This is a genomic window from Simplicispira sp. 125 (assembly GCF_003096555.1).
Classification (GTDB): Bacteria; Pseudomonadota; Gammaproteobacteria; order Burkholderiales; family Burkholderiaceae_C; genus Simplicispira.
Genome location: NZ_QEKM01000001.1, coordinates 3,117,956 through 3,144,576, shown reverse-complemented (window position 1 = coordinate 3,144,576; position 26,621 = coordinate 3,117,956). Strand labels below are relative to the sequence as shown.

23 protein-coding genes are annotated in these 26,621 nt (G+C 64.6%); 4 read left to right on the top strand and 19 right to left on the bottom strand.

Translation table 11 applies throughout. The features are described from left to right. Positions 1–61 precede the first annotated feature (61 nt). Complete coding sequence (locus C8D04_RS14665) at positions 62–1,228, top strand: acyl-CoA dehydrogenase family protein (RefSeq protein ID WP_116005519.1); 1,167 nt, start codon at positions 62–64, stop codon at positions 1,226–1,228. On the opposite strand, the gene C8D04_RS14660 is transcribed toward C8D04_RS14665, so the two are convergent. Next, complete coding sequence (locus C8D04_RS14660) at positions 1,229–1,489, bottom strand: DUF3297 family protein (protein ID WP_116005518.1); 261 nt, start codon at positions 1,487–1,489, stop codon at positions 1,229–1,231. A gap of 26 nt (positions 1,490–1,515) precedes the next feature. Next, positions 1,516–2,514 carry a recombination-associated protein RdgC gene (locus C8D04_RS14655; RefSeq protein WP_116005517.1) on the bottom strand — a complete coding sequence of 333 codons (999 nt, stop codon included), beginning with the start codon at positions 2,512–2,514 and terminating at the stop codon, positions 1,516–1,518. Positions 2,515–2,808: 294 nt separating this feature from the next. On the opposite strand from C8D04_RS14655, the gene C8D04_RS14650 reads away from it, so the two are divergent. Both C8D04_RS14650 and C8D04_RS14645 read left to right on the top strand, forming a co-directional pair. Beyond that, positions 2,809–3,315 (top strand): Spy/CpxP family protein refolding chaperone, encoded by a 507-nt coding sequence (locus C8D04_RS14650; protein ID WP_116005516.1) that lies wholly within the window; start codon positions 2,809–2,811, stop codon positions 3,313–3,315. A 79-nt stretch (positions 3,316–3,394) separates the two neighbouring features. Next, positions 3,395–3,961 (top strand): acyloxyacyl hydrolase, encoded by a 567-nt coding sequence (locus C8D04_RS14645; protein WP_116005515.1) that lies wholly within the window; start codon positions 3,395–3,397, stop codon positions 3,959–3,961. 836 nt (positions 3,962–4,797) lie between these two features. Here C8D04_RS14645 and C8D04_RS14640 read toward each other — a convergent pair. From C8D04_RS14640 to C8D04_RS14625, 5 genes are all read right to left on the bottom strand, one after another. Then, positions 4,798–9,633 (bottom strand): EAL domain-containing protein, encoded by a 4,836-nt coding sequence (locus C8D04_RS14640; protein WP_116005514.1) that lies wholly within the window; start codon positions 9,631–9,633, stop codon positions 4,798–4,800. Positions 9,634–9,816: 183 nt separating this feature from the next. Further along, complete coding sequence (locus C8D04_RS14635; RefSeq protein WP_116005513.1) at positions 9,817–10,920, bottom strand: 3-deoxy-7-phosphoheptulonate synthase; 1,104 nt, start codon at positions 10,918–10,920, stop codon at positions 9,817–9,819. A gap of 130 nt (positions 10,921–11,050) precedes the next feature. Next, on the bottom strand, positions 11,051–11,560 hold the full coding sequence (locus C8D04_RS14630) for a C40 family peptidase (RefSeq protein ID WP_116005512.1): 510 nt from the start codon (positions 11,558–11,560) through the stop codon (positions 11,051–11,053). A gap of 58 nt (positions 11,561–11,618) precedes the next feature. After that, entirely contained in the window at positions 11,619–11,792 is a 174-nt protein-coding gene (locus C8D04_RS18745; protein WP_165829137.1) for a DUF5668 domain-containing protein, read from the bottom strand. 32 nt (positions 11,793–11,824) lie between these two features. After that, positions 11,825–12,406 (bottom strand): NnrU family protein, encoded by a 582-nt coding sequence (locus tag C8D04_RS14625; RefSeq protein ID WP_116005511.1) that lies wholly within the window; start codon positions 12,404–12,406, stop codon positions 11,825–11,827. A 145-nt stretch (positions 12,407–12,551) separates the two neighbouring features. Between C8D04_RS14625 and C8D04_RS14620 the strand changes: the two genes are divergently transcribed. Beyond that, positions 12,552–13,247, top strand: a complete 696-nt coding sequence (locus tag C8D04_RS14620) for an SAM-dependent methyltransferase (protein ID WP_116005510.1) — start codon at positions 12,552–12,554, stop codon at positions 13,245–13,247. Here the strand turns inward: C8D04_RS14620 and C8D04_RS14615 are convergent. The 12 genes from C8D04_RS14615 to C8D04_RS14555 form a co-directional block, all read right to left on the bottom strand. Next, on the bottom strand, positions 13,229–13,858 hold the full coding sequence (locus C8D04_RS14615; protein WP_116005509.1) for a 3'-5' exonuclease: 630 nt from the start codon (positions 13,856–13,858) through the stop codon (positions 13,229–13,231). The genes C8D04_RS14620 and C8D04_RS14615 overlap by 19 nt on opposite strands. 93 nt (positions 13,859–13,951) lie before the next feature. Further along, a complete protein-coding gene (locus C8D04_RS14610; protein ID WP_233521186.1) occupies positions 13,952–15,091 on the bottom strand; it encodes a PHB depolymerase family esterase in 1,140 nt (379 codons plus the stop codon). Beyond that, a complete protein-coding gene (locus C8D04_RS14605; RefSeq protein ID WP_116005508.1) occupies positions 15,088–15,516 on the bottom strand; it encodes a CopG family transcriptional regulator in 429 nt (142 codons plus the stop codon). Before C8D04_RS14605 ends, C8D04_RS14610 begins: the two co-directional genes overlap by 4 nt. An 88-nt stretch (positions 15,517–15,604) precedes the next feature. After that, positions 15,605–15,826 carry a formate dehydrogenase subunit delta gene (locus C8D04_RS14600; protein ID WP_116005507.1) on the bottom strand — a complete coding sequence of 74 codons (222 nt, stop codon included), beginning with the start codon at positions 15,824–15,826 and terminating at the stop codon, positions 15,605–15,607. Further along, entirely contained in the window at positions 15,816–16,694 is an 879-nt protein-coding gene (gene fdhD / locus C8D04_RS14595) for a formate dehydrogenase accessory sulfurtransferase FdhD (RefSeq protein ID WP_116005506.1), read from the bottom strand. The genes C8D04_RS14600 and fdhD overlap by 11 nt, the downstream gene beginning before the upstream one ends. Before the next feature lie 47 nt (positions 16,695–16,741). Further along, positions 16,742–19,603 (bottom strand): formate dehydrogenase subunit alpha, encoded by a 2,862-nt coding sequence (fdhF, locus tag C8D04_RS14590; RefSeq protein ID WP_116005505.1) that lies wholly within the window; start codon positions 19,601–19,603, stop codon positions 16,742–16,744. 197 nt (positions 19,604–19,800) lie between these two features. Beyond that, complete coding sequence (locus C8D04_RS14580; RefSeq protein ID WP_116005504.1) at positions 19,801–21,348, bottom strand: formate dehydrogenase beta subunit; 1,548 nt, start codon at positions 21,346–21,348, stop codon at positions 19,801–19,803. Then, positions 21,345–21,848 (bottom strand): formate dehydrogenase subunit gamma, encoded by a 504-nt coding sequence (locus C8D04_RS14575; protein ID WP_116005503.1) that lies wholly within the window; start codon positions 21,846–21,848, stop codon positions 21,345–21,347. Before C8D04_RS14575 ends, C8D04_RS14580 begins: the two co-directional genes overlap by 4 nt. Before the next feature lie 148 nt (positions 21,849–21,996). After that, a complete protein-coding gene (locus C8D04_RS14570) occupies positions 21,997–23,670 on the bottom strand; it encodes an OFA family MFS transporter (RefSeq protein ID WP_116005502.1) in 1,674 nt (557 codons plus the stop codon). A 112-nt stretch (positions 23,671–23,782) separates the two neighbouring features. Further along, positions 23,783–24,760, bottom strand: coding sequence for a LysR family transcriptional regulator (locus C8D04_RS14565; RefSeq protein WP_116005501.1), 978 nt, complete (start codon positions 24,758–24,760; stop codon positions 23,783–23,785). Between the two features lie 189 nt (positions 24,761–24,949). Further along, positions 24,950–25,306 (bottom strand): zinc ribbon domain-containing protein YjdM, encoded by a 357-nt coding sequence (locus C8D04_RS14560; RefSeq protein ID WP_116005500.1) that lies wholly within the window; start codon positions 25,304–25,306, stop codon positions 24,950–24,952. A gap of 66 nt (positions 25,307–25,372) precedes the next feature. After that, complete coding sequence (locus C8D04_RS14555) at positions 25,373–26,617, bottom strand: acetyl-CoA acetyltransferase (RefSeq protein WP_116005499.1); 1,245 nt, start codon at positions 26,615–26,617, stop codon at positions 25,373–25,375. Between the last annotated feature and the right edge of the window lie 4 nt (positions 26,618–26,621).

The window sequence follows — 26,621 nt, the reverse complement described above, 5'->3', positions numbered from 1 at the left end:
CTCCAGCGCTTATCTAGAAAGCGCTGGCAGCTCTATTTTCAATAGCAAACAATTCACCGCCATGCTGCCCAACCCTTTCCTCAGCGCCGACGAGCAGGCCGAACTGCAGCTCTTCACCGAGTCGCTGGAGCGCTTCTGCGACGCCGAGATCGAACCCCACTACCGCGCCTGGGAAAAGGCAGGCCGCGTGCCGCGCGAACTGCTGCGCAAGATGGGCGAGAACGGCTACCTCTGCGCCGACGTGCCCGATGCCTACGGCGGCCCGGGTGCCAGCGTGCCCTTCTCGTTCGCCGTGGTCGAGGTGCTCTCGCGCCGGGGCTACGGCGGCTTTGTCGGCGGGCTGCAGGTGCACAACGACATCATTCCGCCCTACCTGCTGCACTGCGGCACCGAGGCGCAGCGCCAGTATTGGCTGCCGCGCATGGCCAGCGGCGAAGCGATTGCCGCCATCGGCATGACCGAACCCGGCACGGGCAGCGACCTCAAGGCGATCCGCACCACCGCCAAACGCGACGGCGACCACTACGTCATCAACGGCAGCAAGATCTTCATCAGCAACGGCCAGAATTGCGACCTGCTGGTGCTCGCCGCCAAGACCGACCCGGCCCTGGGCGCCAAGGGCGTGAGCCTGTTCCTGGTCGATGCGGCCACGCCCGGCTTCACGCGCGGCCAGAACCTGGAAAAAATCGGCCAGCACGCGGGCGACACCTCCGAGCTTTTCTTCAACGACATGCGCGTGCCAGCGGATGCGCTGCTCGGCGGCGTGGAAGGCCAGGGCTTCGTGCAGATGATGCGCGAGCTGCCGCGCGAGCGCCTCATCATCGGCGTGCAGGCGGTGCACGGCGCCAAGGGCGCGCTCGATGCCACGCTGAAATACGTGCAGGAGCGCCAGGCGTTTGGTCAGGCGATCGGCCAGTTCCAGAATACACGCTTCACGCTGGCCCAATGCGCCAGCGACATCGCCGCCGCCGAGGCCTTCCTCAACGCCAGCGTGGCCGCCTACCAGCAAGGCCAGCTCACGCCCGAGGCGGTGAGCGCGCTCAAGCTGCACACCACCGAGCTGTTCAGCCGCGTGGCCGACGCCTGCCTGCAGCTGTTCGGCGGCTACGGCTACATGGCCGAATACCCGATCTCGCGCTTCTGGACCGACGCGCGCGTGCTGCGCATTTACGGAGGCACATCGGAGATCATGAAGGAACTGGTCGCCCGTTCCCTGCTGGGACGCTGACTAGCGGTAGAAGACTTCCACCACGCCCTTGAGCGTGATCATCAGCGGCTTGCCCTTGCGGTCCACTGTCTTGGGCGAGGGCACCTTCACCCAGCCTTCGCTGACGCAGTATTCCTCCACGTCGAAGCGTTCCTTGCCGTTGATGCGGATGCCGATGTCGTGGTCGAACACGGCGCGGACATGGTGGGGGCTGCGCGGGTCCACCGAGAGGCGGTCGGGCAGTGCGGGGCTGTCGGTGGCGGCTGTTGTGGCTTCGGTCACGGAAATTTTCCTGTCGGTCAAGGGGGTCAGAACGGCGCTGAATCGGGGTCGGTATCCACCGGCGCCGTGGCCGGTCCGGTCACGGTGTGGTTGGGGTCGGATGCCACCACAGCCATGGCGGCGCTGGCAATACCGCTCTCGGCCTCGCCGCCCAGCGCCTCGATGAGGTCGGGGATGAGCTTGCTCAGTTCCCCGGTGGCAATGGCCACGTCGGTGTCAAAACCGCCGTCGTCCGCCGCCTTGTCCTCGAACACGGTGTCCAGAAAGGACACCTTCTTGAGCTGCAGCCCCTCGGTGAGCATGAACGACACGCGGTCGTCCCAGGTCAGCGCCAGCTTGGTCGGCAGCTTGCCTGCGGCAATGTGCGCCTGCACTTCCTCGATGTCGAGCGGGTGGCGCGCATAGCGCACCACGGCTTTTTCCTCGTCGGCGCTTTTCAGTTCGCACTCGCGGTCTACCGTAAATCCCACCGGCGGTTCCTGCTCCTTGAGCCAATGCGACATGGCAGCCTGGGGCGAGGTCTGCGTGTTCAGCAGTGTCACGGCAAAACCAGGCGGCAGCAACTCGACCAGGCTGCTGACCACCTCGTCGGCACGCGCCTGGCTGGAAGTATCGAGCACCAGGGTGCGCGCCGTGCAATCAATCCACACCCACATCGAACCCTGCTTGGTGAAGGCCATGGGCAGCAAATCGAGCTTGGCTTCTTCCTTGAGCTCCTTGCTCTCCTTCTTGCCGGGCTTGCGGCCTGTTTCCTGCTCGATGCGCTCGGCTTTTTCCTGCACACGGCGCGCCAAGACAGAGCCCGGCAGCACCTTGGCTTCGACCATGAAGCGCAGCACCCATTGCCCGCCCACCGATTCGACCAATGGCCCATGCAGCTCACCACACGGCGGCACAAACCCCGCCGAACGCTCCTGCGTGGCACCACACTCCATGAAAACAGCCTTGCCCAAGGCTTCTTCCACCTGCTCCAGCCCCACCTGCCACTGCGGCGCGATGCGGTACACGATCATGTTCTTAAACAACGGAAACCCTTTACTTCAACAGTGAAACACCCACAGACTGCCATTGTCGGCCCTGACCATTGACAGTTGGCTTGGTGCCATCCACATAAAACTACATATTTAATAGCTGCTTGCGCAATACAGCAAAGCGATAGAGGCCATTTTTATCCAAAATATACAAGCTTGTGATCCACAGGCACAGACACAACTTTACATAGCATCACCCGACCTGCATGGCGGCGTTACACAGACAGAACATAGTTGATTCCAAGCCTGCACAACCGTACGGGCGCAACACCCTGAAAGGAATCCACCATGGCTCACTTCTCCCGCCGTCTGGCCGCCGCCACCTTCATTGCCGCCCTGGCCTTGCCGGTCCTGGCCCAAACCGCAGCCCCCGTGGCTGCTGGCGAAAACAGTGCCACAGCCACCAGCACACCCAGCGCCACCCAACAGCGCCAGGCACGCGACCCGGCACGCATGCAGCAACGCATGCAAAAACGCATGGACCAACTCAAAGCCCAGCTGAAACTGGCCCCGGCCCAGGAAGGTGCCTGGACCGATTTCACCAAAGCCATGCAAACCCGTATGCAGCCCAACGGCAACCAGCGCCAGGAAATGGCCGCGCTGACCACCCCTGAGCGCATCGACCGCATGCGCGCCCTGCGCACCGAGCGCATGGCGGAAGCAGACCGCCGTGGCGAAGCCACCAAAACCTTCTACGCCACGCTCACCCCCGAGCAGCAGAAGACCTTTGACGCACACACCCACCGCCAGCACCGCAAAGACGGCCACCGCGGCGGCCACCACGGCATGCGCTGACCTCCAAAAACCGGGCGCAAAAACATGGGCAAAGTTACACTGGTACACACCCAACCTCTTGCCCGTGGAAGGACCGCCCATGTCTTTCGCCCTTGTTCTGCAACGCACTTTCACCGCCCTGGCCCTGGGCTCAGCCGGTTTGGCCCTGCACGCCCAAACCGTATTGCCACTGGAAACGCGCAGCCTGTACCTGCAAGCGGGCACTGACCAGCAAAGCACCCGCGCCTGGACCCTGGGCCTGACCCTGCCCTGGGTCGGCTGGCAGCGCTCGTGGTGGGGTGGGGTGTGGCAAGGCCACTGGGATCTGTATGCCAGCCAGTGGACATCGGACGGCTACACAGGCCGGGTGCACAGCACCGTGCTCGGCATCGGCCCCGCGCTGCGCCTGCGGCCTGATGGCGGCCATGGCCCCTGGTTTGTCGAAGGGGGCATGGGCGCCAGTTACGCCAGCCCGCGCTTTGTCACGCGCTACAAGGAAATGAGTACCCGCTTGAACTTTGTGTCGCACCTGGCCGTCGGTTTTAACCACGGAGAGGAGCACCAGCACGAATGGCAGCTGCGCCTGCAGCACAGCTCCAACGGCGGTATCAAAAAACCCAACCCCGGGCAGAACTACCTGCAGCTGCGCTACGCCCTGCATTTCTGACACGGGCGGTAGTGCCACGGCCTCCATTGCAGAAGGCCGAACCCTCTTTTACGAACGACTCCATACCCGTGGGATAGGCCATGCGCCGCGGTCGTTCAAGCGCCTTGTGGACAAGTCTGTGCAAATTGCTGGCACAAGTGGTCAGTTATCCACAGCCGCAGACCCATCGGGTAAGTTGTTCATCTCCGACCACGCCCCAAAGACCCCGCCGCCCACATACTTTGAGGCCGTGTAAATGCTTGTCCCTCAAGGAAAAAAGCAACTTGTTCACAAAAAAAGGCAGGCTCTACTACTACTGCTATTGAATTAAAGATACCTAAGAGAACAACACGAGTCCAGCCCCTTTTCTTGCGCCGGGATCAATCCGCTGATCTTGGGTGGTGGTCGCTGATTGAAAGCTGTATTCCCTGTTTTTTGACGGCGCAAACACCTTTGCCTGCCGCTGGAAGGCCTTGAAAAGCAAAACACAGGGGTCAGGGTACAAAACCGTTCGGCAGGGCTTCTAGCTTCGCTGGCTTGATCAACGGTTGCAGCCGATGACCCGAACCCTTTTTCCCGCCGTGCAGCCGTCCGGGACAAACCGGTGGATAAAAAAGGCATAACCTTCCTCTTGTCCACAGTCTGCAGGCCCGCCCGTTTTTTATCCCCATTTCAGAAGCACCAAACGGCAGGGCTTGCGCACAGTCATCGCAATGGTGCAAGTGCTTGCCGCAGCACAAGAAAACCGGCTTGTCCACAGACCAGCGCCGGGCTTACTACTACTACTATGTATTTATAGAAGAAAGAGAGAAAACAGGCCGCGCCCCTTGCCTGTCCCGGGTTCGGTCTGCGCGGGATCAGTTCCTGGGCAGGCGCAGCAGCCGCTCCAGCGTGCTCGATGCCATGGGCTTGCCGAACAAATAGCCCTGGAAGGCCATACAACCTGCCTTGAGCAGCAGTTCGTGCTGTTCTGCGGTCTCCACCCCTTCGGCGATCACTTCCAGCCCCAGGCTGCGGCTGAGCGCGATGATGGTTTCGACGATGGCGGCATCGTTCGGGTCGGTCAACAGGTCACGCACAAAGCTCTGATCAATTTTGAGCTGCTGCAGGGGCATGCGCTTGAGGTAGCTCAGGCTGGAATAGCCGGTGCCAAAATCGTCCAGGGCAAAAAGCACCCCCAGCTGGCGCAGCGCCGTCATGGTCGAAATGGCATCGTCCATGTCTTCCACCAGCAGGCTTTCGGTCAGTTCCAGCTTGAGCAGGTGGGCCGGTGCTTCGTTGAATGCCAGGGCACGGGCCACATCGTCCACAAAACTGTTGTTGCGAAACTGGCGTGAACTGACGTTGACGGCCATGGTCAAGTGGCACAGCTGTGCGTCGCTTTTCCACTGTGCCAGCAGTTTGCAGGCCGAATGCAGCACCCAGCGCCCCAGTGTCAGGATAAGACCGGTTTCTTCCGCCAACGGAATGAACTCTGCCGGCGAGACCAGACCGCGCTCAGGGTGCTGCCAGCGCACCAAGGCTTCCACGCCCACGTAGCGGTTGGCGTTGTTGACCTGGGGCTGGAAGTACAGGATGAACTGGTTGTGCGATAGCGCTGTGCGCAGGTCGGCCTCCAGCGCAGCGCGGGCGGTGACCACGGCCTGCATTTGCGGGTTGTAGAAACGCAAGGTACTTCGGCCTGCCGTCTTGGCCTGGTACATGGCCAGGTCGGCCTGCTTGAGCAGGTCGAGCACGCTGGTTTGCGTGCCCAGGAAAGGGGCCACGCCAATGCTGGGCGTGCTGCGGTACTGGTAACCGGCCAGCGCATAGGGCACCGAGAGCGCAGCGAGCACTTTTTCGCCCACGCGGCGCGCCTCCAGGGCCAGGCCTTCGGGGTCGGTGCCCAGGCCTTCGAGCATCACCACGAATTCGTCGCCACCGAGCCGCGCCACGGTGTCGACACTGCGCACGCTGGCGTTGAGGCGCTGGGCCACCTGCTGCAGCAGCAAATCGCCCTTGTCATGGCCCAGGGTGTCGTTGAGGGTTTTGAAGTTGTCCAGGTCAATGAACAGCAGGGCGCCCCCCAAATGGTGGCGCTGTGCGTTGCCCAGGGCCTGTTGCATGCGATCGAGCAGCAGCATGCGGTTGGGCAGGCCGGTCAGGGTGTCGTAGAACGCCAGGCGCTGGATTTCGCGGTCAGTGGCCTTGCGCTGGCGGATGTCGGTGTTGATCTCCAGGATGGAGCCCGGTTCGCGGTCCTGGCCGGGCACCAGTGTCCAGCGCCCTTCCATATCAATCGCCTGGCCGCTATGGTCGTACTGCACGATTTCACCGGCCCATTCGCCCTTGTCCAGCACGGCACGGGTCGCATTTTTGAATTCACCCGGGTCGCGGTACAGCAGCGTTTCGATGGGTTGGCCCAGGGCTTCCAGCCGGGGCCAGCCGTACAGGCGTTCGGCACTTTTGTTCCAGAAAGTGATGCGGTTCTTCAGGTCACGCACCACGATGGCGTCTTGCGCCTTGTCCAGGAGCGAGGCCTGGTGGCGGATATGGGCATCGGCGCTCTGGCGTTCAATTTCTGCCGAGGCGCGCGTGGCAAAAATTTGCAGCGTGCTGGCGACAAAATCGGCCTGCGTCAGCCGCTGGCGGAACAGTACAAAAATCACCCCCGTGGGGTTGCCTGCACTGTCATACAGCTGTTGTCCGGCATAGCCCTCGGCCTGCAGTTTTCCCACGATGGGCGACAGGGGGTATTGCGCGGCGAGGTCATGGGTCACCACATGCTGGCGTTGAGAGAGCAAAGCCATGCTGGGCGTGTGCTCCATTTCGTAGTCGACGTTGGGCACCAGGGTGTCGTTGACGACCAGTGCGAGGGTCATCAGGCGTTGTTTTTCCCCTTCATGGCAGGGCAGCAACCGACCCACGCAGCCCACTTGGGCTCCCAGGGCCTCCGCCATGTTGCGCGCCAGCTGCACAAAAAATTCGGTGCCGGTCGAGGCAGACACCGCCGCCGCCATTTTCAGGACGGAAGCCTGTAACTGCTGCTGCTCCTTGCGGGCGCGCAGGCTCATGATGCCAAAAGCCAGGTCATTGGCCAGCTCTTGCAGCAGGATGCTTTCCTCTGGCCCGATGTGCAGCACTTCAGGGGCGTACAGGTAGAGCAGACCAAAGGTGTGTTGTGCTGCGTGCAGCGGCAATGCAATCACGCCATGAAAGCCCAGGTCGTGCATGCGCTCGGCCAGGCCGGAAAATGAAGGATCTGTGTGCACATCGCGCACGATGACGGGCAGCCCGGTGCGCACGGTGGTGCCAGCCGGACCCAGGCCTTGCGGAGTGTCTTCTGACCAGGAGAGATTCAGCGTTTGCAGGTAGTCCGTATGGTCGCCGGCATGGGCCACGATTTCGATGGTTTTTCGCGCATCGTCGTGCGCAAAACCCACCCAGCCGAGCTCGTAGCCGCCAATCTCCACCACGATGCGGCAGACGGACTGCAGTAACGCCATTTCGGAGGTTGCGCGCACCAGGGTTTCGTTGCAACTGCTGAGCATGTGGCGGGCGCGTGCCATGCGGGCGAGTTCGCGCTGTGCGCGCAAGCGCTCGGTCACGTTGGTTGCCATCACCTGGCGCGCCGCAATGCCATTGAAAATAATGCCGCGCGAGGAAACCTCGATGTCCATCACCTCACCATTCTTCTTGCGATGGCGGTAGAGCACATTGTTGCGCGGGGCATCGTGCGGCATGGCCTGCATTTCGCCGTACAGACGCTGACGGTCCTGTGGTAACCACAGGTCGTGCATACCCATGCGCAAAAACTGTTCTTCGGTGTAGCCGTAGAGTTCTTGCATGGCCTGGTTGACGGCCAGAATGCGCAGGCTTTCGTCCTTCACATACACCCAGATGGGTTGGGGATGTGCATCAAACAGGTGTCTGTATTGCTGCTCCGACGCCCGAAGTTGCGCGGCCACCTGGCGCAACTGCACCATGGCACCCAGCGATTCCGAAAGAATCTGTAAATGTGCCAGGTCGCGCTGGTTGAAAACGCCGGTGTGCTCTGATGTGGCCTTGAGTGCGCCCACCACCTCGCCATTCACACGCAGCGGCACAGCCAATGCTGCACGCACCCCCGTGCGCTGGTAGGCGCTGCCCATTTCCCAGCCCTCGGCTGCGAGGTCGTTGCACAGCACCGGCTGGCCCGATTGCAGGTCGGACCACAACAGGCTGTCTTGCAGCGGCAGTGCCGTTCCAACGGGGCGCACCATCTGGCCCGCAGAAGCCCGCGACACCAGGGCATCGCCTTCTAGCATTTCCACCAGAGCGCCACTGGCGCCACTGGCTTTCTGCGCGGCCTGCGCCACCAGCATCAGCACTTCGGGCAGGGCCATGTCCAGGGATGAAATGCGTTGCTGCACATGCACCAGTTCGGCGTGCGTGTGGGCTTCGCGCTGCACCTCCAGTTCACCTTCCTTGCGCGTACTGATGTTGGCCATGCCACCCACCATGCGCAGGGATCTGCCTTGTGCATCGCGGGTGATGAAACCCCTGTCCAGAATCCACAGGTAGTGCCCGCCGCTGTGCTGAATGCGGTATTCGCCGCGCCAATGGGTTGCCGTTCCGGTGACTGCCGCACGCAGTGATTGGGCGATACGTTCGCGGTCTTCAGGGTGCAGCAGGCGGACAAAATCTTCGGGAGTGGAAAAGTCCTGTTCCAGTGGAATGCCCAGCATGGTCTGCAGGCTCCCGCCCCACCATATGCGGTTGGTTCGGAAATCCCAGTCCCACAGCGTGTCGGACGTTGCTTGGGCGATCAGTTGGAAGCGCTCTTCACTCAGGCGCAGGGCGGTTTCAGCCTGGTGCTGCTCCGTAATGTCCTGGAAAGCACCTTGCACGCGCAGGGCCCGGTTGTGCCGGTTGCGCACGGCTTGTCCAACGATGCGCAACCACAGCATCGATTCCGGAGACAGCTGTACCAGCACTTCGGCGTCAATGGGCTGGCCGTCCCGCACGCAGGCATGGAAGGCCTGCTGCAGAGCGCTGCGGTAGGGCTCCTTCACCAGGTCCAGCGCTTGTTGTGTCGTCCGGACCTTGTGCGCCAGGCCGTAGGGCGCCGCGATGTCCTGCGACCACGACAGCTGCTGGTCGGGCAGTTCGATGGACCAGCCCCCTACTTTGGCCATGTGCCCGGCCACGCGCAGGGTTTTGGCCTGTTCCAGCAAACGCACGCGGGTGTTCTTGCGCTCGTTCGCCATCGACGTGAGTTGTTGCTGTTGCTGGTGCAGTTCGATGTGTGCCAGCGCCAGACGGGCCAGTGCCTGCAGCGCTTGCAGTGGATCGGTCGTGGCGCTGCGCTCACGGGTGTCCATCACTGCCAGTGTGCCCAGGGTCTGCCCTTTGCGGTCCACCAGTGGAGTGCAGGCATAAAAACGGATACGGGGCGCCCCTTGAACCAGAGGGTGCTGGCCGAGCACTGGATGCTCTGCGGCGTTTTGCACCACGATTGCAGCGCTTTCGTTCTCTGCGCGGTGGGTGCAGAACGTCTCCAGCAGGTCGGCATGCGGGGCTGACAGACCGACCGAGGCTTTGAAGGGCGGGTGCACACCGTCCCTGCAGCGCAACACGGCCATGGGTGCGTCAAAAACATGGGTCGCCAGCAGCGCGATCTGTTCCAGCGTTTCCAGCCGGGCACAGTCCAGGGGCGCTGCGGAACCGGTCATGGCTGGTTCCGCTCCATGACAGTTGGCGCAGCGACTCTTGGCAGGAAGGGCGACCCGTGAAAGCGCATCAGCAAAAGGCGAGAAGGTAGCGCAGCGCGTGCGAAACAGAGACTATTGCGCCATGCTACACCGTTGTCACGCAATGTGTCAGGGTGTTTCCAGCGCCACCCACCGCAACACGCTTTAGCCGCCAGCGCGCCGCGTCCGCACGGCGCAGGCCAGGTTTTGCAGCACTGGCACCGTCTGCGCCAGGCTGATGCAGGCGTCGGTCACGGACACGCCATGCTGCAAAGGCTGGCCAGGCACGATGTCCTGGCGGCCCTCCTGCAGGTGGCTCTCGATCATCAGCCCGGTGATGCGTGCATCGCCTGTGGCGATTTGCTGTGCCACCTCGGCAGCCACCGTGATCTGGCGCTGGTGCTGTTTGCTGCTGTTGGCGTGCGACACGTCGATCATCACCTGCTCGCGCAGGCCCGATGCGCGCAGCAGTGCACACGCGGCCTCCACATCGGCAGCGCTGTAGTTGGGGTGCTTGCCGCCGCGCAGGATGACATGGCAATCCTGGTTGCCGCGCGTCTCGAAAATCGCGGCCTGGCCCATCTTCGTCATGCCCATGAAAGCGTGCGAGGCCTGGGCCGCCTGGATGGCATCGGCCGCCACCTTCACACCGCCGTCGGTGCCGTTCTTGAAGCCCACAGGGCACGACAGACCGCTGGCCAGCTGGCGGTGGCTCTGGCTTTCGGTGGTGCGCGCACCAATGGCGCCCCAGCTCACCAGGTCGCTGATGAACTGCGGCGAGAGCAGGTCGAGAAACTCGGTGCCCACCGGCAGGCCCAGCGCCAGCACATCCAGCAGCAGCTGGCGCGCCATCTCCAGCCCTTCGTTGATGGCAAAACTGCCGTCCAGGTGCGGGTCGTTGATGTAGCCCTTCCAGCCCACGGTGGTGCGGGGCTTCTCGAAATAAACGCGCATCACCACCAGCAGGTCGTTTGCATGGGTATCGGCCAGGGCTTTGAGCGCGCGTGCATATTCCATGGCCTGGCCATGGTCGTGGATGGAGCAGGGCCCCACCACCACGATGAGCCGGTCGTCTAGGCCCTGCAGCACGCGCGAGAGGGCGACGCGGCTGCCCTCCACCAGCGCCTGGGCAGCGTCGGGGGCGGGCAGCCATTCCTGCAGAAGCGCGGGGGTGATCAGGGGTCGCACGGCTTTGATGCGGGTGTCGTCAATGCGGGTAGTGTCCAGGGTGGACAGAGGGGTGTCGGGGCGATGGGCATGGGTGGTCATGCCCCCGATTGTCGCGCGGCCGCGGCGCGCGTCGGCCTGCCTCGAATTTCAGTGATCTATTGCGCTGCAAAACACCCACAGCGCATGCGATTGGCGCGGCCCAGCCCAGCGACGCAAGGGGTGTTTCACTTCAAGGCCGCCGGAACGACGGATTCTGGCGTGACCAGTGGCGCGACTGCAGCTGGTCCAGCCGCACGTCGCCGCCGCTCGAAGGCGCATGCACAAAACGCCCTTCGCCCACATAGATACCGGCATGCGTGGGCCTGCGGCCCTTGCCAAACACCACCAGGTCTCCGGTGCGCAACTCGCCTGCATCCACAGGCTGGCCCCAGTCGTTCAGTTGTGCGACGGTGCGCGGGGGTGCCGTGCCCACGCGGTGGCGGTACACATAGCCAATCAGGCCGCTGCAGTCAAAACCGGTGTCGGGGGTGTTGCCGCCATAGCGGTAGGGCGTGCCCACCAGGCCCAGTGCGTGGATGGCAATGTCGTGCGCCTGCTCGTCCGACAGCTGCGCGGCCCGGGTGGGTGCGGGGCGGTACGGCGGCGTGGTGCTGCAGCCGCCCAGCACCAGGGCAGAGGCCAGTGCCAGGCCCTGCAAGGCCTGTCGCCGGTTCAGGGTCTGTGGAGGAAAAATATGCATCAAAACGGCCTTCAGCGCTTTATTGATCGGCGTTAAAAGCTATCAAATCAGGAGTAAGCTATTTCTTCAGCCGATCGGGCGTGAAAAACAGGCCCACGCCCACCGCAATCAGAATGAGCGGCCACCAGGTGCGCAGCAGTTCGCGCAGGCTGATGTCGATCACGCCCAGGTTGGTCAGCAGCATGAAGCCGCCCGCCAGGATCAGCACAATGGCTGCAATATTGCCGCGCATGGAGAAACTCCTCAAGGTTGAGTGTTGATAGCTTACCGGCCCATGGGCGAGACACCGATCAGCAGCGCATGGCCCCAGAAGGCAAACGCCGCCCAGGCCACCAGGCCCAGCACCACCGTCATGGCCGTACCGGCCAGCGTGCCACTGGGGTAGGCGGTGCCCTGGGCGCGGTCGCGCAGGCGGGCGGCGCGAAAGTCCAGCACGGCCCACAGCAAAAAGCCGCCAAACAACAGCACATCGGCCAGGTTGCCGTTGGACAGCAGGTGCGCCAGTGCCCATACCTTCACCGAGAGCACCATGGGGTGGTGCAGACGGGCCTTGAAGGCATTGCGTGGAACATAAGCGGCGACCAGCAGGATGAAGGCCGCCAGTGTCAGCAGCGAGGCCGCATGGCGCATGGCCACGGGCGGCGACCACAGCAGCACGGGGTCCTGGCGTGCCAGGCCGTAGCCCCACACGATAAAGATCAGGCCAGCAAACGAGAGCAGCGAATACAGTCCTTTCCAGCGGCCTTCGCCCAGACGCTCCCGCATGCGCGTGCGCCAGCCGTCGGCCACGATGCGCACGGAATGCACGCCGAGAAAAAGAACCAGTCCAAGGATCAGCAACGACATGGGGGAAACCTTTGCAGTGGGTAGAGGCGGCCCATTATCGGCAGATGGCGCAAGGCGTGCAGCCTTGCTGCGCAGTGCACGCGCATAATGGCCGCCCACCCCGCACCCCTCCGAAGCCACTCAAGCAGGCTTCGCACCCCCCACCATGCCCGGCTATGAAACCAAGCAAGAGAGCATTGCCGTGGCGGGCGTGGACAACCTGCATATTCGCTCCCTGCTCGACCGCCAGCAGTTCGCCGACCCGCTGGGCCTGGCCGAGCGCCTGGGCATCTCGTCGGCCACCTGGCCTTTGTTTGGCTTGCTCTGGCCTTCGGGCGGGCAGCTGGCCACGCGCCTGGCGCAGCGCACCGTGCGGTTGGGCGAACGGGTGCTGGAGATGGGCTGCGGCCTGGCCCTGCCCAGCCTGGTGGCGCACCGCCTGGGCATGGACATCACCGCCAGCGACAGCCACCCGCTGACCGCGCGTTTTTTGCGCAACAACCTGCGCCTCAATGGTCTGGCGCCCATGAAATACCGGCATGGCGCGTGGGGCGCTGCCGAATCCAGCGCCGGGTTTGGCGCCCACTCCACCACCTTGCGTGGGCGTTACGACCTGCTCGTTGGCAGCGACCTGCTGTACGACCGTGACGCCAGCATGGCGCTGGCGGGCTTCATTGGCCGCCATGCACAGGCCGACGCCGAGGTGTGGATCGTGGACCCCGACCGCGGGAACCGGCCAGCCTTTTCACGGCAGATGCTGGCCATGGGTTTTGCCCTGACGGAGCGGCGGCTCGATACCGCTGCCACCGCGTACCGCCCCCTGTACAAAGGCCGCCTGCTGGTCTATCGCCGCACGGCTTGAGCGGCGCCGTGCTGGGCCATAAAGCCCGGCAGCCGTGCCTTGGCGCAGGCCTGCAGCGCCATCAGAAAATCATGCCCCGGCGCGGCCACGCCCCAGCGCTCACCCAGGTCTTGCTGGATGCGCAGCAGCAGCGCGGCCGTCACCTGCGCATCGGCCAGCGCCCGGTGCGCGCGGCCCGCGCTGGGCAGGCGGTGAAAGCGCGCCAGCGTGCCCAACTGGTGGTTGGGCGCATCCGGGTAGAGGCGGCGCGAGAGCCGCACCGTGCAGGCAAAAGGCTGCTCCGCTGCACACCCGGCACGTGCCAGTTCGGCTTGCCAGAAGCCCCGGTCAAACGGGGCGTTGTGGGCCACCAGCGGCGTGTCGCCCACAAAGCGGCTGGCCTGCGCCATGACCTCTTCGGCGGGGGGCGCTTGCGAAACCATGGCGTTGGTGATGCCGGTGAGCTGGGTGATGAAGGGCGGCACCCACACCCCACCGTTCATCAGGCTCTGGTAACTGTCCACCACCACGCCGTGCTCGACGATCACGATGGCCACCTCGGTCGCGCGCGCACCCTGGCCGGGCGAACTGCCCGTGGTTTCAAAATCGATAACGGCGATGCGATCTGGCACGAGCGTGTGGAAAGATTGATAAAAATGGTTGCTAACGCTTATCTATCAAGCGCTGGTAGCTATTGAATATAGAGCAAAACCAGCGCTCATCGGTCAAAGACTGCTTTTGTCCACCCGTGGGCGCTCCATGAAGAAGCGCAGCATCTCCTGTGAGGCATTCACCCCCGTGGCGCTGGCGTGGCTGCCGCGTGCATCACCGCCGGACCAGGCGTGGCCTGCGCCGTGCAGCAGCCAGTGTTCGGCCTGTACGGTCTTTGTGTCCGAAGAACGAACAAGGGTTCGTGTGTAGCGCTGCCCATCTCCGCTGTGGCCGGATTGGGTTTCTGTCATTCCACGGAGCACCGCAGCGCCGAGCAGCTGCTCGCCGTTGCGTGGGTGCACGGTGGTGTCGCGGTCGCCATGGAAGACGATGAGTGGCACGGCAGGGTCGCCACCACCCTGCGTGCCGGGCGCATCCCCCTTGGCTCCACTTCTCATTGCCGAGAGTGCGCCCATCATGTTGTGTGCCGCCCCGGCCGCCAGCCCTGAATGCACGCCGACCGCAGCAAACACCTCTGGGTACTCGCGCGCCAGCACTGCCGCCATGGCACCGCCTGCGGAAAGCCCGGCCACATAAGCGCGCCGCGGGTCCACCGCCTCGGTCGCCATCACATGCCCAAGCATGGCCAGCAGCAAGGCAGGCTCTCCTGCCCCGGCGCGTTGATCTTCGGGGCGAAACCAGTTCCAACAGCCGTTGTGGTTTGCTGCGCGCTGCTGCGTGGGGTAGAGCACCAGTGCGCCCGTCCGCTCCGCTTGGGCATTCATGCGCGTGCCTTGGGCGAAATCTTGAGCGTCCTGTGTGCAGCCGTGCAGCATCAGAATGACAGCGCGACCGGCGGGCGGCGCGGCGCTCGCTGGCACGTACAAATGAAACGGGTGATCGGCGCCGCCATGCCGAAACGCGACGCTGGAGAAGCGCGCACGCCCTTGCGTGTGGGCCGGAGCACGTGGCCACACCTGTGCCGTTGAGGTGGCACGAATGTCGTCCACGTCCTCGATGTCGCTGCGGTTAAAGCGCGCCGCGGCGGTGTGGGGGCCGCTTGCGGGCTCGGCGCGCTCAGCACCGCCGTGCAAACCCTTCATCAGCAGGCTACTGGCGCGTTGCAACTCACCACGGCGCACCAGCGCCAACGCCTCGGCCATGGACGCGGGCAATACAGGGGCGCCGCGCTGCGCAAAGGGAAGTCCGTTCATGTTTGCATCCTCCCGCGCAAGGCGGATTTGACTTCGGCACTCGCCTGAAAAGCCCCCAGCACGGTCAGCGAAGCAATGGTGGCGCTGGCCAGGTCCGCACTCACATCGGCCTCGATCACGGCCAGGCCCAGCACGCGAATGTCCAGCGCCTCACCGGCGCGGCGCACCGCCTCAAGCTCGGCGCGGCCAAAGCGCTGCAAGCCCAGAACCAGCGCTTTGCGCGTGACGACTTGCCGCACGGCTTCTTGTTGCGCAGCGAGCTGGTTACGGATGGCGGTGCGGATGAAATCCGTGCGGTTGCTGTAAAAGCCCTCGGCCACCAGCAAATCAATGTGGCCCAGGTCCACGTAGCCGAGGTTGACGGTGACTTTTTCGTTATCGGGTACGCGCAGCTTGGGTGCGTCTGTGGGAGAGATTTCGCTCATTTAACTCCATAAACCATCTAAATGGATGGTGTGTGGAGTATATACCGGATGAAAGCGCCAGAACGATTGGGATTTTTTTGGGCCGCTCTTATTCCAATAGGGCCCGGTGCGCCTGCACCGATTGCAGCACCAGCGGGTGCAGCCCCGCGCCGCCGGCGTCCACATGGGCCAGAAAGCGCTGGCGCATGCGCGGCACCCAGAACTTGCGGATGTGCTGGGCGATGCCTTCGAGCGCTTCGGCGCGGTTGGGCATGGCACCAAAAAAATCGGCAATCTGGTTGGCCATCTTGACCAGGGGATCAGTGTGCATGGGGTGTGGTTTCGTTCAAAGGGGACGTGGCCAGCGGGGCCCAGCCCAGGCGTTCGGGGCGGCAGTACACCACCAGGTCTTGCTGGCGTGCAAAGCCCACCAGGGTGAGACCGGCGCGCTCGGCGGTGGTCACGGCAAACGACGTGGGGGCCGACACGGCGGCCAGCAGGGGCACACCGGCAGCGGCGGTTTTTTGCACCATTTCAAAGCTGGCGCGGCTGGTGACGGCGATGAAGCCCTGCGCCGCGTTCACCCCGTTCAGCGCCAGGGCGCCGATGAGCTTGTCGAGCGCGTTGTGGCGGCCCACGTCCTCGCGCAGCCAGCGCACCTCGCCGCCCGCGCTGCACCAGGCGGCCGCGTGCACGGCGCCCGTGGCCTGTTGCAGGGTTTGCAGCTCACAGAACTGCGACATGGCGCGGGCAATGGCGGCGCGGTCGAGTGGGCCTGTTTCGGCCATCGATGGCAGGGGCGGCAGCGTGCGCGCCACATGGGCCAGGCTTTCGGTGCCGCACAGACCGCAGCCGGTGCGGCCCGTCATGGAGCGGCGGCGCTCTTTGAGGCGCGCAAACGCCCCGGCCGCGACCGACAGGTGCAGCGTGATGCCCAGCGCGGAGGCTTCTTCCTCCACGCCATAGAGCTCGCTGGCGTCCGACAGGATGCCCTCGCTGAGCGAAAAACCCAGTGCGAAATCGGCCAGATCGAGCGGCGTGGCCAGCATCACGGTGTGCGAGATGCCGTTGTATTCCAGCGCCACGGGCACCTCATCGGCCACCCAGTCGTCCACGCTGTAGTCGTTGCCGCCGCGCACGCCGCGCACGGGCAGCGCACGCGCGCCTTCGCAGAAGGCAACCGTCTGTGGTGGGGGCATCAGGGAGCGGTGTGTTTTGCGTCGTTGCATGGGGGGTCTCTGCCTCATTATTCCTGTGCTGCCCCAACCGTGCGCGCGGCCAGCAATTGCTGCTGCACCTGGTCAAAGCGCTGGTGCTCCTTTTGCCAGGCCGAGGGCTGCATCACCGGCATCACCTGCACGGCCGTCACCTTGTACTCGGGGCAATTGGTGGCCCAGTCGGAGTTGTCGGTGGTGATCACGTTGGCGCCCGATTCGGGGAAGTGGAAGGTGGTGTAGACCACGCCCGGCTGCATGCGCGCAGACACCTCGGCGCGCAGCACGGTCTCGCCCGCGCGGCTCTGGATGCCGACCCAGTCGCCGTTGCGGATGCCGCGCTCCTCGGCGTCGTGCGGGTGGATCTCCAGCAGGTCTTCGTGGTGCCACAACACGTTGTCGGTGCGCCGCGTCTGCGCGCCCACGTTGTACTGCGACAGGATGCGTCCGGTGGTCAGCAGCAGCGGAAACCGCCGCGTGACCTTCTCGTCGGTCGCCACATACTGCGTGACCATGAAACGCCCCTTGCCGCGTACAAACTTGTCCACGTGCATGGTTACCGTGCCCTCGGGTGGGGTGCTATCGTTGCAGGGCCACTGCACGCTGCCCAGCGCGTCGAGTTTGGCATAGTTCACGCCGGAAAAGCTGGGTGTGAGCGCGGCGATCTCGTCCATGATCTGCGACGGGTGCGTATACGGCATCTCATACCCCAGCGCACGCGCCAGCAGCACCGTCACCTCCCAGTCGGCATAGCCGCCCAGCGGCGCCATGACCTTGCGCACGCGCGAGATGCGGCGCTCGGAGTTGGTGAAGGTGCCGTCTTTTTCAAGGAACGACGAGCCCGGCAAAAACACATGGGCGTACTTGGCGGTTTCGTTCAGGAAGATGTCCTGCACCACGATGCAGTCCATCGCCATCAGCGCGGCGGCCACATGCTGGGTGTTGGGGTCGGACTGCGCAATGTCCTCGCCCTGGCAATACAGGCCCTTGAATTCGCCCGCCATGGCGGCGTCGAACATGTTGGGAATGCGCAGGCCCGGCTCGGGGTCGATGGCGACACCCCAGGCGGCCTCGAAGGCACCGCGCACCGTGCTGTCCGACACATGGCGGTAGCCCGGCAGCTCGTGCGGGAAGGCGCCCATGTCGCACGAGCCCTGCACGTTGTTCTGTCCACGCAGCGGGTTCACGCCCACACCCTCGCGGCCCACATTGCCCGTGGCCATGGCCAGGTTGGCAATGCCGATCACCATGGTCGAACCCTGGCTGTGTTCGGTCACGCCCAGGCCGTAATAGATGGCGGCGTTGTCCGCGTTGGCATACAGGCGGGCGGCGCCGCGCACATCAAAGGCGGGCACGCCGGTGATAGCCTCGGTGGCTTCGGGCGAATGTTCGGGTTGCGCCACAAAAGCGCGCCAGTCGTTGAACGACTGGGTGTCGCAGCGCTCGGCCACAAAAGCCTCATCCACCAGGCCTTCGGTGACCACCACATGCGCCAGTGCTGTAATGAGGGCCACGTTGGTGCCGGGCTTGAGCGGCAGGTGGTGCGTGGCGTGCACGTGGGGTGACTTGACCAGATCGATACGGCGCGGGTCGGCCACGATGAGTTGGGCGCCCTGGCGCAGGCGCTTTTTCATGCGCGAGCCGAATACCGGGTGGCCGTCGGTCGGGTTGGCGCCAATCACCATGATGACGTCGGCCTTCTCCACCGACTGGAAGGTCTGCGTGCCGGCCGAGGTGCCCAGCGTTACGCCCAGGCCATAGCCGGTAGGCGAGTGGCACACGCGCGCACAGGTGTCCACGTTGTTGTTGCCAAAGGCAGCGCGCACCATTTTCTGCACCAGATAGCCCTCCTCGTTGGTGCAGCGCGACGACACCAGGCCGCCAATCGAATCCTTGCCATGCTTGGCCTGGATGCGGCGAAACGCACCCGCCGCGTGCGCCAGGGCTTCTTCCCAGCCCACCTCACGCCACGGGTCGGTGATTTTTTCGCGCACCATGGGGGTGGTGATGCGGTCCTTGTGCGTGGCGTAGCCCCAGGCAAAACGGCCCTTCACACAGGAATGGCCTTCGTTGGCCTTGCCGTCTTTCCACGGCACCATGCGGATGACTTCGCTGCCCTTCATCTCGGCTTTGAAGCCGCAGCCCACGCCGCAATACGCGCAGGTGGTGATCACGCTGTGCTCGGGCTGGCCGAGCAGGATGACCTTCTTTTCTTCCAGCGTGGCCGTGGGGCAGGCCTGCACGCAGGCGCCGCAGCTCACGCAGTCCGACTCCATGAAGCTGCCGCCCTGCCCCGCCGTGACACGCGATTCAAAGCCGCGCCCGGTGATGGTCAGCGCAAAAGTGCCCTGGGTTTCTTCACACGCGCGCACGCAGCGGTTGCACACAATGCATTTGGCCGGGTCGTAGGTGAAGTACGGGTTGGACTCGTCCTTTGGGTTGTCGAAGTGGTTGGCGCCCTCAAACCCGTAGCGCACGTTGCGCAGGCCCACCACACCGGCCTGGGTCTGCAGCTCGCAGTCGCCGTTGGAGGCGCAGGTCAGGCAGTCGAGCGGGTGGTCGGAGATATACAGCTCCATCACGCCCTTGCGCAGGTCTTGCAGCTTGGGCGTTTGGGTGCGTACCTTCATGCCGGGCTCGGCCGGGGTGGTGCACGAGGCCGGGTAGCCCTTGCGCCCTTCAATTTCAACGAGGCACAGGCGGCACGAGCCAAAGGGCTCCAGGCTGTCGGTGGCGCACAGTTTGGGCACCTGGATGCCCGCGTCCACGGCGGCGCGCATGAGCGAGGTGCCGCGCGGCACGGTGACCTGGGCGCCGTCGATCTCCAGCGTGACAAGTTCGGCCGATGTGCTGGCGGGCGTGCCGTAGTCGATTTCAGTGTGTTGGCTCAGCATGGGTGTCCTCTCAGATCACGTTCTCAGTTTTTGCACGGTGCGTTGCAGCGCCGCCGATGCATGGCACCGACGCGGCCCCCCACCAGGGCTCCCGCGCAAGGGCCGCCCCGCCGCGCTGGGAGCGTTCCCCTGCCCGCAGCGCGCAGCGCTGCGAGAGCGGGGGGAAGGAGTGAAGCGACATAGGGGGGTGTTTCATTTCAGTCCGGCGCGGCAAGACCGAAGTCCTGCGGGAAATGTTTCAGGGCCGAAGTGACGGGAATCGGCGTCATGCTGCCCATGGCGCACAGCGAGCCGTGCACCATGGTGTCGCACAGGTCGCGCAAAAGCGCCACCTGCTGCGGGCGCTGCTGGTTGGCGCGGATCTTGTCGATCACCTCCACGCCGCGCGTCGAGCCGATGCGGCACGGCGTGCATTTGCCGCACGATTCGAGCGCGCAAAACTCCATGGCGTAGCGCGCCAGCTGCGACAGGTTGGCGGTGTCGTCGTGCACCACGATGCCGCCGTGGCCAATGCCTGCGCCGATGGCGGCGTAGGCTTCATAGTCGAGCGGAATGTCCCACTGCGATTCGGGCAGATAAGCGCCCAGCGGCCCGCCCACCTGCACCGCCTTGATCGGCCGACCCGTGGCCGAGCCGCCGCCGTAGTCATACAGCAGCTCGCGCAGTGTCAGGCCAAAGGCCGTCTCCACCAGCCCGCCATGTTTGACGTTGCCCGCCAGCTGAAACGGCAGCGTGCCATGCGAGCGGCCCACGCCAAAGTCGCGGTAAAACGGCGCGCCCCGCGCCAGGATGATGGGCACGCTGGCCAGCGTGATGACGTTGTTGATGACGGTGGGCTGCCCAAACAAACCGGCCAGTGCAGGCAGCGGCGGCTTGGCGCGCACGATGCCGCGTTTGCCCTCGATGCTCTCTAACAACGCGGTTTCTTCGCCGCACACGTACGAGCCCGCGCCCTTGCGCACCTGCAGGTGAAACGCCTTGCCCGAGCCGAGCACATTGGTGCCCAAAAAGCCGCCCGCTTCGGCCAGCGCAATCGCGGCGTTGAGCGTGGCGATGGCGTGTGGGTATTCCGAGCGCACATAGACATAGCCCTGCGTGGCGCCCACGGCCAGCGCTGCAATCGCCATGCCTTCGATCAGCATGAAGGGGTCGCCCTCCATGGTCATGCGGTCCGAGAAGGTGCCCGAGTCGCCCTCGTCGGCATTGCAGACGATGTACTTTTGCACTGCCTGCGCGCCCGCCACCGTCTTCCACTTGATACCCGCCGGAAACGCCGCACCGCCGCGCCCGCGCAGGCCCGACTCGATCAGCGTCTGCACGATGGCTTCGGGGGGCATGGCGATGGCGTTGCGCAGGCCGTCAAAGCCGCCATAGGCCTGGTAGTCGGCCAGCGAGCGCGGGTCGGTCATGCCCATGCGCGCAAAGGTCAGGCGCTGCTGGCGCGCCAGGTAAGGAATAGCGCCGGTCGGCCCATGGCACAGCGGGTGCGCGCCGCCCGTGGCCAGGCCGGCGTCGAACAGCCCCGCCACATCGCTGGGGGCCACTGGGCCATAGGCCACGCGCCCGGCGGGGGTGGCCACTTCGACCAGGGGTTCGAGCCAGAACAGGCCGCGCGAACCGTTGCGCACGATGTGTACATCCAGGCCCCGCGCTGCCGCTTCTTGTGCGATGCATTGGGCCACCGCGTCGGCACCCACGGCCAGCGCGGCCGAGTCGCAGGGAACATAAACGGTGACAACGCTCATGCGGCCTCCCGTGCCTGCGCCACCAGCGCGTCCAACTTGTGCGGTGTCATGCGCGCGTGTGCCTGCCCATCCACCGTGATGGCGGGCGACGAGGCGCATAGGCCCAGGCAGTAGGCGGGTTCGACCGTGAAGGCGCCGTCGCCCGACTGCGCGTGCAGCCCGCAGCCCAGGTGCTGGCGTGCGTGCGCCAGCAGCGCCTCGGCACCCATCGCCTGGCAGGCCTCTGCCCGGCAGACCTGCACCGTGTGCGGCGTCGGCGGGCTGCTGCGAAAGTGGTGGTAGTAGCTGATGACGCCATGCACCTCGGCGCGCGAGAGGTTCAGCGCGTCGGCAATCATGGGTACGGCGTCGGGCGGCACGTAGCCCAGCGTGTCCTGCAGCGCATGCAGGATGGGCAGCAGTGCGCCGGGTTCGCTGGCCAGCCGTGCCAGCACGTCCTGCACCGCGCTGTCCACGCTGGGCCGCGGGGCGGCGGAGTGGTGGATGGGGCTCGTCGTCATCGTGGGAATCCTGTGTTGTCTTTGGATCATTGCTTCAAAAAAGAGAGCTGGTAGCGCTTGTTGTGTATGGGTTTTGAATACTTTTTTCTTCAAAATTCAATCAAATCAGGCGCTGGCAGCTATCAAATTTGAACTACAAAGCGGCAGCTCAGTGGAAAAACTTGGTGGCGCTCTCCAGCGTACGCCAGATACCCCAAGCCAGGGGTATCCCCACCGCCATCCAGGCCAACGCCACGGCGGCGGTGGGGGTTTGACCGCCCCCGCCCAGGCCTGGGCCGCTGCCCACTTCATTGGCCAAGGCGCGGTCATGCGCCAGGTGTTTTTCGTGGGCCAGCTCCTCGGGGCCCATGAACCATTTGGGGTTGAGCGGGCGGATCAGCAGGTTGCACACCAGCCCGATGACCAGGAAGCCGATCAGGATGTACATGGTCTGGTTGTAGACCTGCGCACGCGGCAGGCCCAGGCCGATCTGGTACTCGCGCATGTAGTTCACCACCACCGGGCCGATGATGCCGGCCGTGGCCCAGGCCGTGAGCAGGCGGCCATGGATGGCGCCCACCATCTGCGTGCCAAACAGGTCGGCCAGGTAGGCGGGCACGGTAGAAAAACTACCGCCATACATGCTCAGGATGACGCAGACCGCCCCCACAAACAGCAGCTGGCTGCCCGCCGCCGCGCTGGCCGGAATGCTGAAATACAGCAGGCCACCCAGGATGAAGAACACCGAATACGTCGTCTTGCGCCCCAGCCGGTCGGATGCGCTGGCCCACACAAAGCGCCCGCCAATGTTGAACAGCGACAGCAGCGCGGTAAACCCGGCCGCAATGGCGGCGATGGCACCGAGCTGGCCCTTGTCCAGATCGCCAAAGGCCTTGTCCAGCCCGATCAAGTGGCCGCCAAACACTTCCTGCAGCATGGGGCTGGCCATGCCGATCACGCCAATACCGGCGCTCACGTTCATGCACAGCGCCATCCACACCAGCCAGAACTGCGGAATGCCCCAGACCTTGTTCACATGCACATGGTCCTGCGTGATCATGGTGTTGTGCTTGAGCGCGGCGGGCGGTGTCCAGCCCGTGGGCTTCCAACTGCTGGGCGGCACGCGGTAGCCCAGGGCCCCGGCCATCATGAAGACGAAGTAGATCGCGGCCATGGCCAGAAAAGTCTCGACCACGCCCACGCTGGTGGGGGTGGCAAACAGCTTCATCAGCTCGGCAGCCAGCGGCGAGCCGATCATCGCGCCGCCGCCGAAACCCATGATGGCCATGCCGGTCGCCATGCCGCGCCGGTCCGGGAACCACTTGATGAGCGTGGACACCGGCGAGATGTAGCCCAGCCCCAGGCCAATGCCTCCAATCACCCCCGAGCCCAGCCACATCATCCACAGCTGGTGGGTGTAAATGCCCAGCGCCGAAATCACCAGGCCGCCGCACCAGCACAGGGCTGATACCACACCGGCCTTGCGCGGCCCGGCGCGCTCGAGCCAGCCGCCCCACAGCGCGGCCGAGCACCCCAGCAGCACAAAGAACAGCGTGAACATCCAGCCCAGGCTGGAGATACGCCAGTCGCAGGTGGTGGTGAACAGCTCGGCCAACAGCGACATGTCCTTGGGGCAGGTCTGCGCGGCCGTGACGCCCAAAGCGCGCGAGAGCGGTAGCCAGAACACCGAGAACCCGTAGGCCATGCCAATGCACAGGTGGATGGCCAGCGCCGCCGGTGGCACCAGCCAGCGGTTAAAGCCCGGCCCGGCAATGGTTCTCTCCTTCTCCAGCCAACCCGCTACGCCGGTTGGCTGCCCCATGGGCTCCAGTACAGCTGACATGTGTTGTCTCCTTGGTGTTGTTCAAATGCGCTCTATGGCGCCCCGCGGAGTGTCAGCAAACAGCCGTGCCAGGTCTAATTCTTTGTCGTGATGGAGCGATACAAAGCAAAAATCAGGGTTTACCTGGGGGCGGTGCGGGAGGGTGCGAGGTGCCGAACAAGGTGCCGTGCAGCGCCGCCTGCGCCAGCCATTGCGGGCCTTGTGCAAAGTCCAGCGCGGCCTCCAGCGTGCGCGACAAGCGGTTGCTGTCGTGCACCATCAGCGCAATGGGCACCTCGATGAACGGCTCCACCAGCGGCAGCGCTTCGAGTTCGCCATAGCCTTGCACCGCATCGACCAGCGCGCCGGGCATGATGCTGCTGACCCGGCCCGCCACCACGGCGAGCGCCAGCGTGAGGATGGAGTTGGTCTCGATGGCGGGGCGCGGCACCGCCTGCGCACAGCGGAAAGCGCTGTCCACGATGGCGCGGTTGTGCATCTCGCCCGTGAGCAGGCACAGGGGCAATGCTGCCGCCTGCGCCCAGGTGGTGGACGGGCCTTTTTGCAGGCCTGTGGGCGAGGGTTGCTGGGCGCGGCGCAGCAAAAAATAATGCTCGGTGTACTGCTGCACCACACGCAGGCGTGCACGTGTGCCCTCCAGGCGCTCGGGGTAGCCCATGGCGATGTCGAGCACCATGTTCTCCAGGCCCGACTCCAGCTCGGACGAACTCATCGAGCGCAGCGTGCACACGATGCCCGGGTGCAGGTCGTGCAGCATGCCCACAAAGCGCGCGGCAATCGGCATGCACATGGGTACGGCGCCAATGTGCAGTTGCCCGCTGGGAGAATCTGCACTGCTTTGCAGCTCTTGCTGCAGCAACTCGTGCTCGCGCAGCATGCGCCGGGCACTGGCCAGCACGCGCTCCCCTTCGGTGGTAAACCCGGCAAAACTGCGTCCCCGCGTGACGATGGCCACGCCCAGGCTTTCTTCGAGCGCACGCAGCGCGTTGGACAACGCAGGCTGCGTCACATGGCAGGCCAGCGCGGCACGGCCAAAGTGGCGCTGTTCATCGAGCGCCAGCAGGTACTTGAAAGAAACGAACAGGTTCACGCAGACACCTCACATTGCACACTACGGCGCCTCGCAGAGGCGCATCGGGCGGCGATTGTGCCTGCACAGGCTTGCAACACCATTGCAGGCGGGCCGCCCGGCCGGTGCACCGGTGTTGTGGGGTGAAAATAGAGAAAATGGCCGCAAACGCTTACTGGATAAGCGCTGGCAGCTATCAAAACAAAAGCGTCACGCTTTCTTCAAAAACTCGGACTTGAGCAGCATGCTGCCCAGATCGGTCTTGCAGTCCACGTTGTGCCCGTCGGCGCCATCGACCAGGCGGATGCTCTTGATCTTGGTGCCCTTTTTCAGCGTGGATGACGAGCCCTTGACCTTGAGGTCTTTCACCAGGATCACGGCGTCGCCGTCTTGCAGCGGGTTGCCGTTGGCATCCCGCACCACGCCATCGCCCGTGGCTTCGTCGTCCCCGCTGGCTGCGGCCTGCGGCCACTCATGCGCGCAGTCCGGACAGATGAAATTCTCTCCATCGGGGTAGGTGTTCTCTTGGCCGCATTGCGGGCAGGCGGGAAGGGTGTTGTGGGGCATGGACGATTACTTCTTTTTTCTGTGGTCAGTCGTCGCCTATTGTCCCCTGATCGACCCGACCGGCTCCTAGCGCACGCTGCCGCTGCCTTCGAGCACAAAGCTCACCACGGTGGTGGCGCTGCCGCCAATGTTGAGCGTGCCAAAGCGCTTGGCGCCTTCGACTTGCGTCGGTCCGGCCCGGCCCGTCACCTGCCGGGCTGCGTCCAGCACCATGCGCACCCCCGTGGCGCCCACGGGGTGGCCGGCGCCAATCAGGCCGCCGCTGGGGTTGATGGGCAAGCCCCCATCAGCGCTGATGAGCCCGCTTTCCACCGCCTGCCAGCTCTGGCCGGGCGGCGTGATACCGAAATGGTCGATGGCCATGTACTCGGTGGTGGTGAAGCAGTCGTGGGTTTCGATGCCGTCCAGGGCAAACACGTCCGCAATCTGCGCGCGGCGAAAGGCGTCCTGGATGGCGGTGCGCACATGCGGAAACACGTAAGGGTCATGGGCGCTGCGCTGCAGCTTGGCGGCGAGCTGCAGGTGGGCCGTGCGGTGGCCCCAGCCGATGATGCGGGGCACGTCGGCCAGATCGCACCCGTGCTGCTGTGCCCAGCGGGCCGCAAACGCTGGCGAAGCGAGGATGACGGCGGCCGCGCCGTCGGTGACCTGTCCGCAGTCCTGGCGGCGGATCATGCCCTCGATCACCGGGTTGGCGGTGTCGTCGGCGGTGAAGCTCTCGGGCGTGAATTCCCAGTTGCGGGTTTGCGCCAGCGGGTTGCGGCGGGCATTGGTGATGTTGATTTCGGCAATGCCCGCCAGGTGCTCATAGCGCAGGCCATAGCGCCGCTCGTACTCCTGGCCCACCAGGTGGAACATGTAGGGCCAGGGGTATTTCGCCTCTTGCGCCTCGGCGCCGACCCAGGTCGCGGCGCCCAGGTGCTGGGCCGCCAGCGCGCCGGGCACATTGCGTTCAAGCTCCACGCCGGTGACCAGCACGCAGTCGTAGCGGCCCGCCTCGATCTCGGCACTGGCCGCCAGCAAGGCAATGCTGCCCGAGGCGCATGCGGCCTCGTGGCGGCCCGCGGGCATGCCGTGAAAGCCGGGGTCGATGGCCTCGAACATGCCGCCCAGCTGGCCCTGGCCCGTGAACAGTTCGCCGACGAAGTTGCCCACATGGCCGGCTTCGATGTCGCTGGCCTCCAGGCCCGCATCTTCGAGCGCGCCGGTGACGGCATCGCGCATCAGCTCGAACAGGCCCAGTCCCTGGCGGGCGGCGTTCATGGCGAAGTCGGTCTGGGAGCCGCCCAGTACGTAAATGGGTTGGTTCATGGAA

What these genes read in the sequence shown, in the direction of transcription:
- C8D04_RS14665 (WP_116005519.1), top strand. Translation starts at nt 62, where the DNA reads ATGCTGCCCAACCCTTTCCTCAGCGCCGACGAGCAGGCCGAACTGCAG.
- C8D04_RS14650 (WP_116005516.1), top strand. Translation starts at nt 2,809, where the DNA reads ATGGCTCACTTCTCCCGCCGTCTGGCCGCCGCCACCTTCATTGCCGCC.
- C8D04_RS14645 (WP_116005515.1), top strand. Translation starts at nt 3,395, where the DNA reads ATGTCTTTCGCCCTTGTTCTGCAACGCACTTTCACCGCCCTGGCCCTG.
- C8D04_RS14640 (WP_116005514.1), bottom strand. Translation starts at nt 9,633, where the DNA reads ATGACCGGTTCCGCAGCGCCCCTGGACTGTGCCCGGCTGGAAACGCTG.
- C8D04_RS14635 (WP_116005513.1), bottom strand. Translation starts at nt 10,920, where the DNA reads ATGACCACCCATGCCCATCGCCCCGACACCCCTCTGTCCACCCTGGAC.
- C8D04_RS14630 (WP_116005512.1), bottom strand. Translation starts at nt 11,560, where the DNA reads ATGCATATTTTTCCTCCACAGACCCTGAACCGGCGACAGGCCTTGCAG.
- C8D04_RS18745 (WP_165829137.1), bottom strand. Translation starts at nt 11,792, where the DNA reads ATGCGCGGCAATATTGCAGCCATTGTGCTGATCCTGGCGGGCGGCTTC.
- C8D04_RS14625 (WP_116005511.1), bottom strand. Translation starts at nt 12,406, where the DNA reads ATGTCGTTGCTGATCCTTGGACTGGTTCTTTTTCTCGGCGTGCATTCC.
- C8D04_RS14620 (WP_116005510.1), top strand. Translation starts at nt 12,552, where the DNA reads ATGCCCGGCTATGAAACCAAGCAAGAGAGCATTGCCGTGGCGGGCGTG.
- C8D04_RS14610 (WP_233521186.1), bottom strand. Translation starts at nt 15,091, where the DNA reads ATGAACGGACTTCCCTTTGCGCAGCGCGGCGCCCCTGTATTGCCCGCG.
- C8D04_RS14605 (WP_116005508.1), bottom strand. Translation starts at nt 15,516, where the DNA reads ATGAGCGAAATCTCTCCCACAGACGCACCCAAGCTGCGCGTACCCGAT.
- C8D04_RS14600 (WP_116005507.1), bottom strand. Translation starts at nt 15,826, where the DNA reads ATGCACACTGATCCCCTGGTCAAGATGGCCAACCAGATTGCCGATTTT.
- fdhD (WP_116005506.1), bottom strand. Translation starts at nt 16,694, where the DNA reads ATGCCCCCACCACAGACGGTTGCCTTCTGCGAAGGCGCGCGTGCGCTG.
- fdhF (WP_116005505.1), bottom strand. Translation starts at nt 19,603, where the DNA reads ATGCTGAGCCAACACACTGAAATCGACTACGGCACGCCCGCCAGCACA.
- C8D04_RS14580 (WP_116005504.1), bottom strand. Translation starts at nt 21,348, where the DNA reads ATGAGCGTTGTCACCGTTTATGTTCCCTGCGACTCGGCCGCGCTGGCC.
- C8D04_RS14575 (WP_116005503.1), bottom strand. Translation starts at nt 21,848, where the DNA reads ATGACGACGAGCCCCATCCACCACTCCGCCGCCCCGCGGCCCAGCGTG.
- C8D04_RS14570 (WP_116005502.1), bottom strand. Translation starts at nt 23,670, where the DNA reads ATGTCAGCTGTACTGGAGCCCATGGGGCAGCCAACCGGCGTAGCGGGT.
- C8D04_RS14560 (WP_116005500.1), bottom strand. Translation starts at nt 25,306, where the DNA reads ATGCCCCACAACACCCTTCCCGCCTGCCCGCAATGCGGCCAAGAGAAC.
- C8D04_RS14555 (WP_116005499.1), bottom strand. Translation starts at nt 26,617, where the DNA reads ATGAACCAACCCATTTACGTACTGGGCGGCTCCCAGACCGACTTCGCC.